Here is a 13920-nt window from a genome sequence, read left to right as displayed (position 1 = left end):
GGCACTTCTTGGGCATCGGGAGACCAATGATTAGTTGTATAAACTTTTGATCCAATCGAGGGATTGTTGGTTACGGGGGGTTTCTCGATGGCAATCGAACTGCCCGACGAAGTCGCGACGCTGCTGAACTTCATCGGTATCCGCTGGCCTTCGGTCAACGAGGACCGGGTCCGCGAATTCGGCGAGCACATCAAGGAGTTCGCCAAGGGCCTCGAAGAGGTGCACGCGGACTCGACCGCGACGATCCATCAGCTCGGCGGCGCCTACGAGGGCGCGTCCTACCAGGCGCTGGCCGCCAAGTGGGCGCTGATGTCCGACAAGCACTTCAACGAGGTCGTCCAGGCCGCGCACGTGGTCGCGCAGGCGATGGACATCGCCGCCGACGCGATCGTCGCGATGAAGCTGGAGGCGCTCGGCGAACTCATCGTCCTGGCCGCCACCTTCGTCGCCGCCCAGGCCGCCGCGGTGGCGACGGCGGGGCTGGCGGAGGTCGGCGCCGTGGCGGCCCAGCAGGCCGCGCGCAAGCTGATGTCCTACCTGGCGCACCAGTTGCAGGAGTACATCGTCGCCCAGGTGGTCGAGGCCGCGCTCAACCCGCTGATCGAGGTCGTCGCGGAGGCGGTGTCCGGGCTGGTCTTCGAGGCGGCCGAGGCCGCGGTCGGCGGGGGCTCGGTCGGCGCCGCGTTCAAGATCAACCCGGCCGCGGTGGAGGCGCACGCCCGGGCCCTGCACGAGCAGGCGGAGAAGGTGGCCCAGCACGCCCAGGTCTTCGGCGCCCGGGTGTCGGCGGTGAACTTCGAGTGAGCGACCCCACGGTCAAGGCGCTCAAGAACGTCGCGTCGAAGCTCGGCAAGACCCTGTCGGACGACATGGGCAAGGCCGCCAAGAAGATGTACAAGCAGGCGGGCGACAACCTCAACAAGACCGCCAAGCACCACAAGGACAACGACCACCACACCGCCGGCGACTTCGACGGCAAGGCCAAGGACAAGGCCGCCGAACCGCCGAAGACGGGCAACGGCGCGGGTGGTGACGGGCCGAAGACGGCACCGCGGAAGTACTACATCCACGACGACGGCCGGGTCCAGGAGATCAAGGACGGCAAACTCGTCGACCTGCAGAACCCGGACGCGTCCCTCAAGACCATCCTGGACGGGACCAACGTCAAGGACCCGACCAAGGCGGAGCTGGACAAGCACCACAACGCGAAGAAGTACAAGAAGTCCGACACGGACGAAGACGGGAAGCAGAAGCAGGACGAGAAGGTCGTCAGCCAGCGGATCGAGAAGCCGGACGAGCTCTCCCGAGCGGTGGAAGAGGTCCGGCGGGCGCAGGGCGACTACGGCGGCAAGAACTACGCCTCGCTCCGGTACCGGGACGAGAAGGGCGAGTTCATCCTGGTCGGCCGGAGCGACTACAACCGGAGCCACTCGGAGCGCTCGATCGGAAAACCGCTGCTCGGGGACAAGGCGGGCAACGTCCGGGACCTCTACACCGAGCGGGAGCCCTGCCAGGCGGGCCCGAACTGCCAGCGCTGGCTGGGCCGGCACTTCGAGTCCCAGAACCCCGAACTGAACGTCTCCCACGGCGTCGCCTACGACAACAAGATCCCGGCGAACGACCGGGACTGGGCGCACAAGGCCTACCTGAAACAGCTCGAGCAGGACCACGCCGCAGGGCAGCACGGTGGCACGATGGGCAGCAAGGACTTCGACGCGCAGGGGCAGCAGGACAAGACGGCCTCGGCCGCGAAGAAGAAGGCCAAGGGTCTGTGACGGTCGAGAACGAAGGATGGACGAGGTGCTGGTAGGGATTGAGTGGCCGGTGGTCGTGGAGCGGGCCACGCCCGGCGACCTGCTGCGGTTCCGCCCCGAGGCGGCGGCGCGGATCTGGCCCGAGGGCGACGGCGCGCGCTTCGTGACCGAGATCGGGATCCCGTTCTCCAACGGGCTCTTCCGGATCCTGGAGGAGTTCGCGGACCGGGACCCGGCCACCCCGGCCCGCGCCTTCGAGACCTGGGACTCCGCGCCGGTCGACACGGAGCACGGCCGGCTGCAGCCGCTGGGCAGCCTCTTCCAGGCGACCGTGTACGTGCACCTCGGCGACGGCACGATCTGGGTCTCGGACCCGGACGCCGAGACCGAGTACGAGCTGATCCACGGGGACGTCTCCTCGCTGAGCTACCTCGTCTACAAGTTCGAGGTCGAACGTCCGGGCCCCGACGAGCGCCCGGACCCCAACGACTGGGCCGCGGTGGAGGAGATCGTCCAGGAGGGCATGGAGCGCTGGGACTCTCTGCCCTTCAAGAGCGAGTTCTGGGCGATGTTCCTCGACACCTGGGCCACCCTGTGACCGTGGACGACGGCGACGGATCGGCGGCGCTGCTGGCGCATTTCGGGCCGCGCGGGCTACGGGCCCTGCCGATCGCGCCGGCCGGGCCGTTGCGGCACCCGGGGCTGCCGGTGCAGGTGGGGCCGTACTTCCGGGCGGCGGAGGAGGGCGATCCGCTGTCGCTGGGGGAATACGCCGCGGCGGCCGGGGCCGACGCCGGGCCGGTGGCGGCCCAGCTGCGGATCGGGACGGACGGCGGGGCGGAGCTGTACTTCGCGCCGGACCGGTCGGTCCGCGCCCTCCTGCTCGGCGCCGAGCCGCTGGACCTGCCGGTGAGCGGCAGCGTGGCGGCGTTCGCGGCGGGGCTGCTGCTGCTCGACCGGCTGCTGCCGGCGGTCGCCGAGGTGGACCGGCCGGAGCGGGCCCTGGCCGCCTACCGGGAGCTGCGGGAGGGCCTGCTGGCCGCGGACCCGACCGCCTTCGACGACCGGGAGGGCTGGTGGCCGCGGGTGCTGGACGACCTGCGGCGGCCGTTGAACATCGATTCCTCGGCGGCCTTCGAGGTGGTCGACGACCAGGGCGAAAAGCGGATCGTCACGGAGGTGGGCGGCCCCGGCCTGCTGCACCCCGAGGAGGCGCTCTGGCACCGGCTGCGGGCCGAGGGCGTGGAGGCCGAGCAGGTCGTCCGGGTGTACTGCGAGCTGGAGCCGTGCATGATGCCCGGCCACTACTGCGCGCGCTGGCTGGCGCGGGAGTTCCCGCAGGCCGAGTTCACCCACAGCTTTGACTACGGCGACACGGCCGAGTCCCGGGAGAGCGGGATCAAGGCGCTGATGATCAGCGTGGCCGAGCGGCGCGGCTGAGTCGGGCACTGCTGAGCTGAGCACTGCTGGGTCGAGAACTGCTGGGCGGGGTACGACCGGGCCGGACACGGCCGGGTCGGGCACGCGGTACGGGAGCACGGGGAGAGGGAAGCGGGCGATGGCGGGGAGCGGGCTGCGGATGCCGCGGCTGGGGGCGGGCCGCAGGCCGGCCGGAATGGCGTTGCTGGGCTGGCTGGACGATCCGCGGGCGCCGCGGCTGTGCCGGGTGGCCGGGCCGCCCGGGTCCGGCAAGTCGCACCTGCTGGCCTGGCTGGTGCGCGGCTGCACCGGGGCCGAGGCCCCGGGCGGGCGGCGGATCCACGCGGTGCTGCCTGCCGGGGGCGCCACCGTGCGGACGGCGGTCTGGTCGCTCGGGCAGCAGCTCGACCTGGTCGCGCACGCCCCGGGCCCGCTGGTCGAGGCGATCGCGGCGGACGGACGGCCGACCGTGGTCTGCGTGCCCGAGCTGGACCTGGCCGAGGATCCGGCCGCCCTGGTGACCGAGCTGCTCGACCCGCTGCTGCGGCTGCCCTGGGTGCGGCTGGTGGTCGGGGCGGCGACGGACGGCCCGGCCGCCCGGGCGTTCACCGCCGTGCCCGCCCCGGCGGTGCTGGACCTCGGTGAGCCGCAGTGGACGGACGCCGCGCGGTTCGCCGCCTGGGCGGTGGAGCAGGGCGGCGACCCGGCCGCCTACCCGCTGCCCGGGCCGGTCCTCGGGGCGCCCGCCGCCCCGCCGGTCCCGTTGCCGCCGCCGCCCGGGACGGAGCTGCGCTCGCTCGGCGAGGAGGCCCTGTCGGCGCTCTGGACGACGGTGGCGGCCGACCCCGGCCCGCTGGCCGCCGATCCGCTGCTCTACGCGCTCGCCCGCCCCGTCCCGGTGACGGCGGCGGTCGAGCGGCGGGACGACGCGCTGGCCCGGGCCTGGCGGGCCGCCGGACCGGCGGTGATCGAGGAGCCGGACCCGGCGGTGCGGGCGGCGGTGCTGCGCACCCGGCTGCTGGGCGGGGACACCGTCGCCGCGGCGGCCGCGGCCGTGCTGGCGCAGCTGCCGGGGCCCTGGGCCGGGCGCTGGGCCCGCTGGGAGGGCGTCGACCGGGACTGGCCGGGGCCGGCGGTGGCGCTCACGGCCGGGGCGGGACCGTACGCGGGGCAGGTGCTGGTGGCCGATCCGACCGGTTCGGTGCGGACCTTCGACGCCGCCACCGGCCGCCGTCTGGGCGCGCTGGTGGTGCCCGCGCCGCGCCCGTTGCGGGGGCTGGCGGTGACGGCGGGCGGTTCCGCGGTGCTGCTCGACGCCTGGGGGCGGCCGGAGCTGGTGGTGCCGGCCGAGCCCCGGCCGGGCCTGGAGCCGTACGGGCTGATGGCGGCGCTGGACGCGGTGGGCGCGGCCTCCGGGGACCTCAGCGCGGTGGCGGCGGTCGGTGGGCTGGCGGACTCCGCGCCCGCCCTCGGCGACGCGGGCGGCGCGGTGCACTGGTCCGAGGACGGCAAGGTGCTGAGCGAGCGGCTGCACCACGGGCCGGTGACGGCGCTGGCCGGTACCGCGCTGGGCGGCGGGCCGCTGTCCGATCCGGAGATCCCGCTGCTGGTGAGCGGCGGCTTCGACGGCGCGGTGCGGCTCTGGGGGCCGCGTTCGGCGCCGATGCCCGAGCCGTCCGACCGCCGGGGCTGTCCGGTGACGGCGGTGGCGGCCGGGGCGACGGCGGCCGGTCCGGTGGTGGCGGCGGCCTGGTCGGACGGGTTCGTCCGGGTGCGCGACCTGGGGACGGGCGGGGTGCTGGACCTGCGGACCGGCTCGGAGGTGTGGTCGCTGGCGCTGGCCGGCACGCTGCTGGTGCTGGGCATGCCGGACGGTCTCGCGGCGGTGGACACCCGGCGCTGACCCTCGCCGGCTCGCGGCGACGTGGCGACGTGGCGACGTGGCGACGTGGCGACGTGGCGACGTGGCGACGTGGCGACGTGGCGACGCGGTGAACCCCTCGCGCGTACCCCGATCGGGACCCCGTGATGCGGGCGATCGCAAACCAATTTTCTTTAGCGAGAGTAATGACGTAAGCTAAACAACATGCCCGAGATGTCCGAGCAGGACCTCGCAGCCATCAGTCAGCTGCGATCGTCCGCCATGCGCCTCTCCCGTCGACTGCGTCACCAGCGGGTCGAGGAGTCGCTCAGCCCCACCGAGATCGGGGTGCTGGGCACCCTCGCCCGGTGCGGGAAGGCCACACCGGGCGAGCTCGCCCGGAAGGAGCACGTGCAGCCGCCCTCGATGACCAGGATCGTCGCGATGCTGGAGGAGAAGGGCCTGGTGCGGCGCGAGCCGCACCCGGAGGACCGCCGCCAGGTGGTCGTCAGCAGTACCGAGGAGGCCGAGGCGATCCTGGCGGAGTCCCGCAGTCGCCGGAACGCCTGGCTCGCCGAACTCGCCGAGGGACTCGACGAGGAGGAATGGGCGAAGCTCCGCGAGGCGGCGCCCGTGCTCTACAAGCTCGCACACCTCTAGGCAGATCGATTCCGGTAGCCGCCGGAGGACGAAGGAGAAACGCATTACCGCAGGACCGAGGACAGACACCAGGAGCGCGACGGCCGGAGCACCGGCCGCCGCGCCGCGAGGGGAGACCACTGTGACACCGCCGGCCGCCGCCACCGCAGCCGCCACCCGTATCCGGACCGACGAGCAGACCACCGACACCGCCGCGGCGAGCGCCGCGGCCGCCGACACCCAGGCACCCGCCCCGACGGGGCTGCCGGGCAACGGCGACGACGACCCCGACGAACGCACCGCGGCGGAGGACCCCGCCGCTCCCGGCCGCAGCCACGCGGCCACGTCCCCGAGGACGGCGGACTCGCCGACCGGAGCCCGGTTCACCCGGCCCGGGGGGATGTTCAGCTCACTGAGCGTTCGCAACTACCGCTACTACTTCGCCGGCCAGGTGGTGTCCAACACCGGGACCTGGATGCAGCGCATCGCCCAGGACTGGCTGGTCCTGAGCCTCACCGGCAGCCCGCTCGCGGTCGGCATCACCACCGCCATGCAGTTCCTGCCGATGCTGCTGCTCGGCCTCTTCGGCGGAGTGCTCGCCGACCGGCTGCCCAAGCGCAAGCTGCTGATCGGCACCCAGGGCGCGATGGGCCTGCTGGCCGCCGGCCTCGCCGTGCTGACCGTGGCCGGCGTCGTGACGCCGTACTACGTCTACGCCTTCGCCCTGCTGCTCGGCCTGGTCACCGTGGTCGACAACCCGGCCCGGCAGGCCTTCGTCTCCGAGATGGTCGGCCCGAAGCACCTCGCCAACGCGGTCAGCCTGAACGCCGCCAACTTCCAGACCGCCCGGCTGGTCGGCCCCGCCGTCGCGGGTCTGCTGATCGCCGCGGTCGGCAGCGGCTGGGCGTTCGCGGTGAACGCGCTGTCCTTCGCCGCCGTCATCGGCGGACTGCTCGCCATGCGCGAGAGCGAACTGCGCCCGACCGAGCCGATCGCCCGCGAGAAGGGGCAGTTGCGGGAGGGGCTGCGGTACGTCAAGGAGCGGCCGGAGCTGTTCTGGCCGATGGTGCTGGCCGGTTTCATCGGCACCTTCGGCTTCAACTTCCCGACCCTGCTGTCCGGTTTCGCCACGGACTTCCACGTCGGCGCCGGGCAGTACGGCCTGCTGAACACCGCGATGGCGGTCGGTTCGCTGGCCGGGGCCCTGATCGCGGCCCGCCGGGGCGCGCCCAGGCTGCGCAGACTCGTCGGCGCCGCCCTCGGCTTCGGCGCGCTGGAGGTGCTGGCGGCGTTCGCGCCCGGCTACTGGACCTTCGCGCTGCTGCTCACCCTGATCGGGGTGTTCGGGCTGAGCTTCAACACCTCGGTCAACGCCGCCCTGCAGCTGGGCACCGAGCCCGCGATGCGCGGCCGGGTGATGGGCCTGCTGGTGCTGGTCTTCACCGGTGGCACGCCGATCGGGGCGCCGATCGTGGGCTGGGTCACCGCCTCGTACGGGCCCCGGCTCGGACTGCTGGCCTGCGGCCTGGTCTCGGCGCTGGCGGCCACCGCGGTCGGCCTGGTGCTGGCCCGCAGCGCGGAGCTGCGGCTGCGCCTCGACCTGCACCCGGGGCGCGGCGGCCGCATCGTCGCCCTGGTGCCGCGGCCGACGGCCGGCGTCAAGCCGGAGCTGGCCACCGCCTGCTGACAGTGGGGCCGACCCGATGGGGGCTGTCCGACAGACGGCCCCCATCGGGTCGGCCCCGGAGCGTCGGACGGCGCTCCGGGGCCCGACGGCCGGTCAGAGCCGGATCGCCAGGATCTGCCCCTGCCAGAGCCCGGCCGGCTGCTCGACCTCGAAGGTCTCGGTCTCGGTGAAGCCGAGCGCCCGGTACTGGCCGACCAGCTTGCGGTCCCCGCCGGCGAAGCAGTCCACCCGCAGCAGGCCGATGCCGCGCCGGCGCGCCTCGTCGAGGGCGTCGGCGATCAGCGCGGCGCCGATGCCGGAGCCCTTGCGCGTCCGGTCGGTCACCAGGTTGCGGATGTACAGCTCGGGCCCGTCCACCGGGGTGGCGTACTCGGGCCGCTCCTCGGACAGTACGCAGGAGCCGACGGCGCGGCCCTCCTCGTCGACCGCGAGCCGGATCAGGAACGGCTCGCGGCCGTACTTGGCGATGTGCTCGACCCGGGCCGGGGTGCCGCTGAAGGAGTGCTCGCCCCACTGGCGGGTGCGGCCCTGGGCGGCCAGCCACTCCACGGCGCCGTCGAGCAGGGACAGGATGTCGGGGATGTCTTCGGGACCCCCGTTGCGGATCTTCATGGAAAACCGTTCTAGTCCAAACCGTCTCCCGGTGGAAGATGTCCCCATGAGGCTCTTCGTGGCGGTGCTTCCTCCGGCGGAGGCGTTGCAGGACCTGGTCGACGCGGTGGCGCCGGTGCGCGGTCTGCCCGGGGCGGACCGGCTGCGCTGGACGGCGGTCGAGGGCTGGCACCTGACCCTGGCGTTCCTCGGCGAGGTGCCGGCCGAGCGGGTGCCGGAGCTGTCGGCCGGGCTGGCTGCGGTGGCGGCGGTGAATCCGGCGCACCCCCTGCGGCTGGCCGGGGCCGGCCGGTTCGGCGACAAGGTGCTCTGGGCCGGGGTCGAGGGCCGGGTGTGGGCGCTGCGCGGGCTGGCCGAGGCGGTGGCCGGGGCCACCGCGGAGATGGCCGGCGGGGCGGACGCGTTCAGCTTCCACCCCCATCTGACGCTGGCCAGGGCCGGGTCCTCGCGGGGGCAGCGGCGCGCGGCGCAGCGGGCGGCCGCGGCGGAGCTGGACGGGCTGGCGCAGGCCCTGGAGGGCTACCGCGGGCCGGAGTGGGAGGCCGCCGAGCTGCATCTGATGCAGAGCGAGCAGGGCGGCGGCTTCGCCCACTACAGCTCGCTCGCCTCTTGGCCGCTGGCCCGCTGGGAGGACTGAGCGGGGGGTCGGGGGAAGCCGGTGGGGGAGGCCCGGTCAGGGCCAGATCCGCATGGCGTCCGCCGCGACCCGCTCCAGTTCGGCGCGGGTCGCACCGTCGCGGGCGCGCTGCGACATGCCCTGGACCACGGCGGCGGTGAACTGCGCCAGGGCCGCCGGGTCCGTCCCGGCGGGCTCGTGACCGGCCGCGACATCGGCGCGGATCAGTGACTCCAGGGCGCGGACGTTGGCGTTGCGCAGCTCCCGGACGGCCCCGGTCACCTCGGGCGAGGTGCAGTTGACGGTCGAGCTGATCAGCAGGCAGCCCCACGGGTGGTCGGGGTCGGTCGCCATGGCGGCGGCCTCGCGCAGCATCCGGGCCACGCCGGCCCGGGCGGTGGGCTCCTCGGCGAGCGCGCGGGTCGCGTAGGCGCCGTGGCCCTCCCGGTACCGGTCGACCACCTCGCCGAAGAGGGCGCTCTTGTCGCCGAAGGCCGCGTAGAGGCTCGGCGGGCGGATGCCCATCGCGGTGGTGAGGTCGGCGACCGAGGTCGCCTCGTAGCCGCGTTCCCAGAACAGTCGCAGGGCCTGCTCCAGGGCGGCCTCGCGGTCGAAGGAGCGCGGGCGGCCGCGCTTCGCGGTGGTGGTGGCCATGCGCCGATTCTATATCGCCCACTACAGAAACCGTGCTACGGTCATTTCATTAGCGATCACTACAGAAGTGGGCGCCGCCGGACCCGGCGGTGCCCTGAAGAAGGGGGCGGTCATGGCGAGGTTGACCGGGCGGACGGCGCTGGTGACGGGCGGCAGCCGGGGCATCGGGCGGGGGATCGCCGAGCGGCTGGCGCGTGAGGGCGCGCTGGTCGCGGTGCACGGGCGGGACCCGGAGGTGGCCGGACGGGCGGCCGAGGAGATCGAGCGGGACGGCGGCCGGGCCTTCGCGGTCGCCGCCGAACTCGGCGTGCCCGGGGACGCCGAGGCGCTCTGGGCCGCCTTCGACGCCGGGCTGGCCGGGTACGGCGGCGGCCACGGGCTGGACATCCTGGTGAACAACGCCGGGATCGGGCAGCCGGGGCGGATCCACGAGGTGGACGAGGCCGCCTACGACCGGGTCTTCGCGGTCAACACGCGGGCGCCGTTCTTCGTCGTCCGGCACGGCCTGGACCGGCTGCGCGACGGCGGGCGGATCGTCAACGTCTCCTCGGGCGTCACCCGGGTGGCGTTCCCGGAGGCCGTCGCCTACGCGATGACCAAGGGGGCGCTGAACACCCTCACGCTGACCCTCGCCCAGGAGCTGGGGCCGCGCGGGATCACCGTCAACGCGGTACTGCCGGGCATCGTGGCCACCGACATCAACCCCTGGCTGGCGGACCCGTCGGCGCGGGCCCGGGCGTCCTCGTACTCGGTCTTCGACCGGGTCGCCGAGCCGGCCGACGTGGCGGACGTGGTGGCCTTCCTGGCCTCGGACGACGCCCGCTGGGTCACCGGCCAGAACCTGGACGCCAGCGGCGGATCCAACCTCGGCGTCTGAGCGCGGAGCGTGCGGGGGTACGCTCGTTGACCGTGGATCCCAAGACTCGCATGCGAATCGTGACCGGCGCGCTCGTCCTGCTGCTGGTGATCGTGCTGGCCAGCTCGCTGGTCAACCGGTAGCCGCCGGGGCCGGCGGAACGGAAAAGGGCCACCGCCCGGAGGCGGTGGCCCTTCACTTGTGCGGGTGCGGCCGGTCGGAGCCGCTCGGGCACGCGGTCGGGGTCAGAGCCGCTCGACCACGTAGTCGATGCAGACCGTGAGCGCCTCGACGTCGGCCGGCTCGATCGCCGGGAACATCGCCACCCGCAGCTGGTTGCGGCCGAGCTTGCGGTACGGCTCGGTGTCGACGATGCCGTTGGCGCGCAGCGCCTTGGCGACGGCGGCCGCGTCCACCGAGTCGTCGAAGTCGATCGTGCCGACGACCTGGGAGCGCTCGGCCGGGTTCGCCACGAACGGATTGGCGAACGAGGACTTCTCGGCCCAGCCGTACAGCCGGGACGAGGAATCAGCCGTACGGGCGACGGCCCAGTCGAGCCCGCCGTTGCCGTTCATCCATTCCAGCTGGTCGGCCAGCAGGAAGAGGGTGGCGATGGACGGGGTGTTGTACGTCTGGTCCTTCGACGAGTTGTCGATGGCCGTCGGCAGGTCGAAGAACGGCGGGATGTACCGGCCGGAGCCGGCGATCTCGGCGGCGCGCTCCAGGGCGGCCGGGGAGAACGACGCCAGCCACAGGCCGCCCTCGGAGGCGAAGGACTTCTGCGGGGCGAAGTAGTAGACGTCGGTCTCGGTGATGTCAACCGGCAGGCCGCCGGCGCCCGAGGTCGCGTCGACCAGCACCAGCGAGCCCTGGTCGGCGCCGGCCGGGCGGGCGATCGGCATCGCGACGCCGGTGGAGGTCTCGTTGTGGGTGAGGCCGTAGACGTCCACCCCGGCCTCGGCGACCGGCAGCGGGTGGGTGCCGGGGGCGGTCTTGATCACGCTCGGCTCGGCCAGCCAGGGCGCGGCCTTCACGGAGGAGGCGAACTTGGAGGAGAACTCGCCGAAGTCGAGGTGCTGGGACTTCTCGCGTACCAGGCCGAAGGCCGCGATGTCCCAGAAGGCGGTGGACCCGCCGTTGCCGAGTACCACCTGGTATCCCTCGGGCAGGGAGAACAGGCTGCTCACGCCCTCGCGCACGCGCTTGACCAGGTTCTTCACCGGGGCCTGGCGGTGGGAGGTGCCGAGCAGGGAGGTCTCGGTGGCGGCGAGGGCACTCAGGGCCTCGGGGCGCACCTTGGAGGGGCCACAGCCGAAACGGCCGTCGGCGGGCTTGATGTCAGCGGGGATCTGGATCTGAGCCACGCGCCGCAGCCTACCGGCCGGGGCACCCGCGGTTCGACGCCCGTCCGCCCGCTGAGATGCCCCCGACCCGCCCGCGAGCTGCGGAAACAGCGGGTCCGGTCGGTATCCGGACCCGCTGTCGGGGGAGCTGCGACGGGGCTGTCAGCCGCCGATGGCCTCGAAGCCCTCGATGTCGCGGGGGCTGCGGGGGCCGGGGCCGATGTAGCGCGCGGCGGGGCGCACGAGGCGTCCGGTGCGCTTCTGCTCCAGGATGTGCGCCGACCAGCCGGCGGTCCGGGCGCAGGTGAACATCGAGGTGAACATGTGCGCGGGGACCTCGGCGAAGTCCAGCATGATGGCGGCCCAGAACTCGACGTTGGTGGCCAGCACGCGGTCCGGGCGGCGGTTGTGCAGCTCCTCCAGCGCGGCCTTCTCCAGCGCCTCGGCGACCTCGAAGCGCGGCGCGCCGAGCTCCTTGGCGGTGCGGCGCAGCACGCGGGCGCGCGGGTCCTCGGCGCGGTAGACGCGGTGGCCGAAGCCCATCAGGCGCTCGCCCTTGTCCAGGGCGTTCTTGACCCAGGCGGTGGCGTCGCCGGTGCGCTCGATCTCCTCGATCATGCCGAGCACGCGGGACGGCGCGCCGCCGTGCAGCGGGCCGGACATCGCGCCGACGGCGCCGGACAGGGCGGCCGCGACGTCGGCGCCGGTGGAGGCGATGACCCGGGCGGTGAACGTGGAGGCGTTCATGCCGTGCTCGGCGGCGGAGGTCCAGTAGGCGTCGATGGCCTTGACGTGCTTGGGGTCGGGCTCGCCGCGCCAGCGGATCATGAACCGCTCGACCACGGTCTCGGCCTTGTCGATCTCGCTCTGCGGGACCATCGGCAGGCCCTGGCCGCGGGCGGACTGGGCGACGTACGACAGCGCCATGACGGCGGCCCGGGCGAGGTCGTCGCGGGCCTGCTCGGCGTCGATGTCGAGGAGCGGCTTGAGGCCCCAGACCGGGGCGAGCATGGCGAGGGCGGACTGCACGTCGACCCGGATGTCGCCGGAGTGCACGGGGATCGGGAACGGCTCGGCGGCCGGCAGGCCGGGGTTGAACTTGCCGTCGACCAGGAGGCCCCAGACGTGACCGAAGGAGACATTGCCAACCAGGTCGTCGATGTCGACGCCTCGGTACCGCAGGGCGCCGCCTTCACGGTCGGGTTCGGCGATCTCGCTCTCGAAAGCGACGACGCCTTCGAGCCCGGGTACGAAGTCGGACATGCACGGCTCCTTCAGTTCTGCGATCGGCGGACCTCCGTGGTGGGGAGGCACACCAGTGACCGAATGGTGGATGGCACTCGGTGCCAGGGTGACAGGCACGGGGTGCATTGCGCCATACACCACCATGGTGATGTTTCCCTGGGGCCCGCTTGACTTTTCGCCCGAGGGCCGGTCGTGCCCGGCAAATCTCCGGAACCAAGGGTGCGGTTCGGGACAAATCACCGTACGACGGGCGGCCAAGCGGTGGCGAGTCACCTTATCTCCCACCGGGGTTTGTCCGGAGGTAGCGGTGCCGGTTGCTTGTCGTACGGGATGATGTTGACGTGCAGACCCCGGACCGCGCCCAGTCGACGCCCCTGCCCCCCGCCACCCGGATCCTGGCCGACGAGGCCCGACCCGGGCCGGACCTCGCCGTGATGCGCAAGCACTACACGCACGAGGGCCTGGTCGAGGGGGACCTCGCCGCCGAGCCGATGGGCCAGTTCACCCAGTGGTTCCACGACGCGGACGAGGCCGGGGTGGTGGAGCCCAACGCGATGGTGCTCTCCACCGCCGACGCCGAGGGACGGCCCAGCTCGCGCACGGTGCTGCTCAAGGGCTTCGACGCCCGCGGCTTCGTCTTCTTCACCAACTACGGCTCCCGCAAGGGCACCGAACTGGCCGTCAACCCGTATGCGGCGCTGCTCTTCCCGTGGGTCGCGCTGGCCCGCCAGGTGATCGTCCAGGGCCGGGTGGAGAAGGTCGGCCGGGACGAGACCGCCGCCTACTTCCGCACCCGCCCGCACGGCTCCCAACTCGGCGCCTGGGCCAGCGAGCAGTCCAGCCCGGTGGCCTCGCGCGAGGTGCTGGAGCAGCGCTACGCGGATCTGGAGCGCCGCTACCCGGAGGGCGAGGGGGTGCCGGTGCCGCCGTTCTGGGGCGGGTACCGGGTGGTGCCGGAGAGCGTGGAGTTCTGGCAGGGGCGGGAGAACCGGCTGCACGACCGGCTGCGCTACCTCGTCGACCCGGCTGCCCCGGCGGGCTGGCGGGTGGAGCGGCTCTGCCCGTGAGTCCGGCCGGGCGGTGCCCGCGGGGCCGGTAGGGCTTGCCCGCCGGGCGGGTCCGGCCGTGCCCGCGCGGGCGCCGGTCCGGGTCGCGCCCGCACGCCCCCGACCAGGCCCGTAGCCCCGCGGGGTCGCACTTGTGACGACACCACTACACCTTCCTTCGCCCACCG

The 13920-nt window shown here is 73.3% G+C and carries 14 protein-coding genes; 10 read left to right on the top strand and 4 right to left on the bottom strand.

Going from position 1 to position 13920, the window contains the following annotated elements:
* The first annotated feature begins 87 nt into the window (after positions 1-87).
* The 7 genes from BI06_RS07610 (at position 88) to BI06_RS07580 (ending at position 7360) form a co-directional block, all read left to right on the top strand.
* Positions 88-804 carry a hypothetical protein gene (locus BI06_RS07610; RefSeq protein ID WP_030393583.1) on the top strand — a complete coding sequence of 239 codons (717 nt, stop codon included), beginning with the start codon at positions 88-90 and terminating at the stop codon, positions 802-804.
* On the top strand, positions 801-1775 hold the full coding sequence (locus tag BI06_RS07605) for a nucleic acid/nucleotide deaminase domain-containing protein (protein ID WP_043466650.1): 975 nt from the start codon (positions 801-803) through the stop codon (positions 1773-1775). The genes BI06_RS07610 and BI06_RS07605 overlap by 4 nt, the downstream gene beginning before the upstream one ends.
* A gap of 25 nt (positions 1776-1800) precedes the next feature.
* A complete protein-coding gene (locus tag BI06_RS07600; RefSeq protein ID WP_157855212.1) occupies positions 1801-2352 on the top strand; it encodes an SUKH-4 family immunity protein in 552 nt (183 codons plus the stop codon).
* Positions 2353-2354: 2 nt separating this feature from the next.
* Positions 2355-3194 (top strand): nucleic acid/nucleotide deaminase domain-containing protein, encoded by an 840-nt coding sequence (locus tag BI06_RS07595; protein ID WP_233290063.1) that lies wholly within the window; start codon positions 2355-2357, stop codon positions 3192-3194.
* Between the two features lie 118 nt (positions 3195-3312).
* The gene (locus BI06_RS07590; protein ID WP_149030304.1) at positions 3313-5076 is read left to right on the top strand and encodes a hypothetical protein; all 1764 of its coding nucleotides are present in this window, start codon (positions 3313-3315) and stop codon (positions 5074-5076) included.
* 183 nt (positions 5077-5259) lie between these two features.
* The gene (locus tag BI06_RS07585; RefSeq protein WP_030393578.1) at positions 5260-5694 is read left to right on the top strand and encodes a MarR family winged helix-turn-helix transcriptional regulator; all 435 of its coding nucleotides are present in this window, start codon (positions 5260-5262) and stop codon (positions 5692-5694) included.
* A 43-nt stretch (positions 5695-5737) separates the two neighbouring features.
* Positions 5738-7360: an MFS transporter gene (locus tag BI06_RS07580; RefSeq protein WP_369826090.1), complete on the top strand. Its 1623-nt coding sequence runs from the start codon at positions 5738-5740 to the stop codon at positions 7358-7360.
* A 93-nt stretch (positions 7361-7453) separates the two neighbouring features.
* Here the strand turns inward: BI06_RS07580 and BI06_RS07575 are convergent, their stop codons facing one another.
* Positions 7454-7972 carry a GNAT family N-acetyltransferase gene (locus tag BI06_RS07575; protein ID WP_199523254.1) on the bottom strand — a complete coding sequence of 173 codons (519 nt, stop codon included), beginning with the start codon at positions 7970-7972 and terminating at the stop codon, positions 7454-7456.
* Positions 7973-8018: 46 nt separating this feature from the next.
* Here BI06_RS07575 and thpR point away from each other — a divergent pair, with 46 nt between their 5' ends.
* The gene (thpR, locus tag BI06_RS07570; protein WP_030393575.1) at positions 8019-8609 is read left to right on the top strand and encodes an RNA 2',3'-cyclic phosphodiesterase; all 591 of its coding nucleotides are present in this window, start codon (positions 8019-8021) and stop codon (positions 8607-8609) included.
* A 36-nt stretch (positions 8610-8645) separates the two neighbouring features.
* Here the strand turns inward: thpR and BI06_RS07565 are convergent, their stop codons facing one another.
* Positions 8646-9242 (bottom strand): TetR/AcrR family transcriptional regulator, encoded by a 597-nt coding sequence (locus BI06_RS07565; RefSeq protein ID WP_030393574.1) that lies wholly within the window; start codon positions 9240-9242, stop codon positions 8646-8648.
* Positions 9243-9354: 112 nt separating this feature from the next.
* On the opposite strand from BI06_RS07565, the gene BI06_RS07560 reads away from it, so the two are divergent.
* Positions 9355-10119, top strand: a complete 765-nt coding sequence (locus tag BI06_RS07560; protein WP_043467357.1) for an SDR family NAD(P)-dependent oxidoreductase — start codon at positions 9355-9357, stop codon at positions 10117-10119.
* Between the two features lie 224 nt (positions 10120-10343).
* Here BI06_RS07560 and serC read toward each other — a convergent pair whose 3' ends face one another.
* Positions 10344-11462, bottom strand: coding sequence for a phosphoserine transaminase (gene serC / locus BI06_RS07555; protein ID WP_030393572.1), 1119 nt, complete (start codon positions 11460-11462; stop codon positions 10344-10346).
* A gap of 141 nt (positions 11463-11603) precedes the next feature.
* Positions 11604-12704, bottom strand: coding sequence for a citrate synthase 2 (locus tag BI06_RS07550; protein ID WP_030393571.1), 1101 nt, complete (start codon positions 12702-12704; stop codon positions 11604-11606).
* Positions 12705-13120: 416 nt separating this feature from the next.
* On the opposite strand from BI06_RS07550, the gene pdxH reads away from it, so the two are divergent.
* Entirely contained in the window at positions 13121-13753 is a 633-nt protein-coding gene (pdxH, locus tag BI06_RS07545) for a pyridoxamine 5'-phosphate oxidase (RefSeq protein ID WP_030393570.1), read from the top strand.
* The last annotated feature ends 167 nt before the right edge of the window (positions 13754-13920 follow it).

The organism is Kitasatospora sp. MBT66, from assembly GCF_000710405.2.
Classification (GTDB): domain Bacteria; phylum Actinomycetota; class Actinomycetes; order Streptomycetales; family Streptomycetaceae; genus Kitasatospora; species Kitasatospora purpeofusca.
The sequence above is the reverse complement of the archived record's forward strand: the minus strand, read 5'-3'. Positions and strand labels throughout refer to the sequence as shown.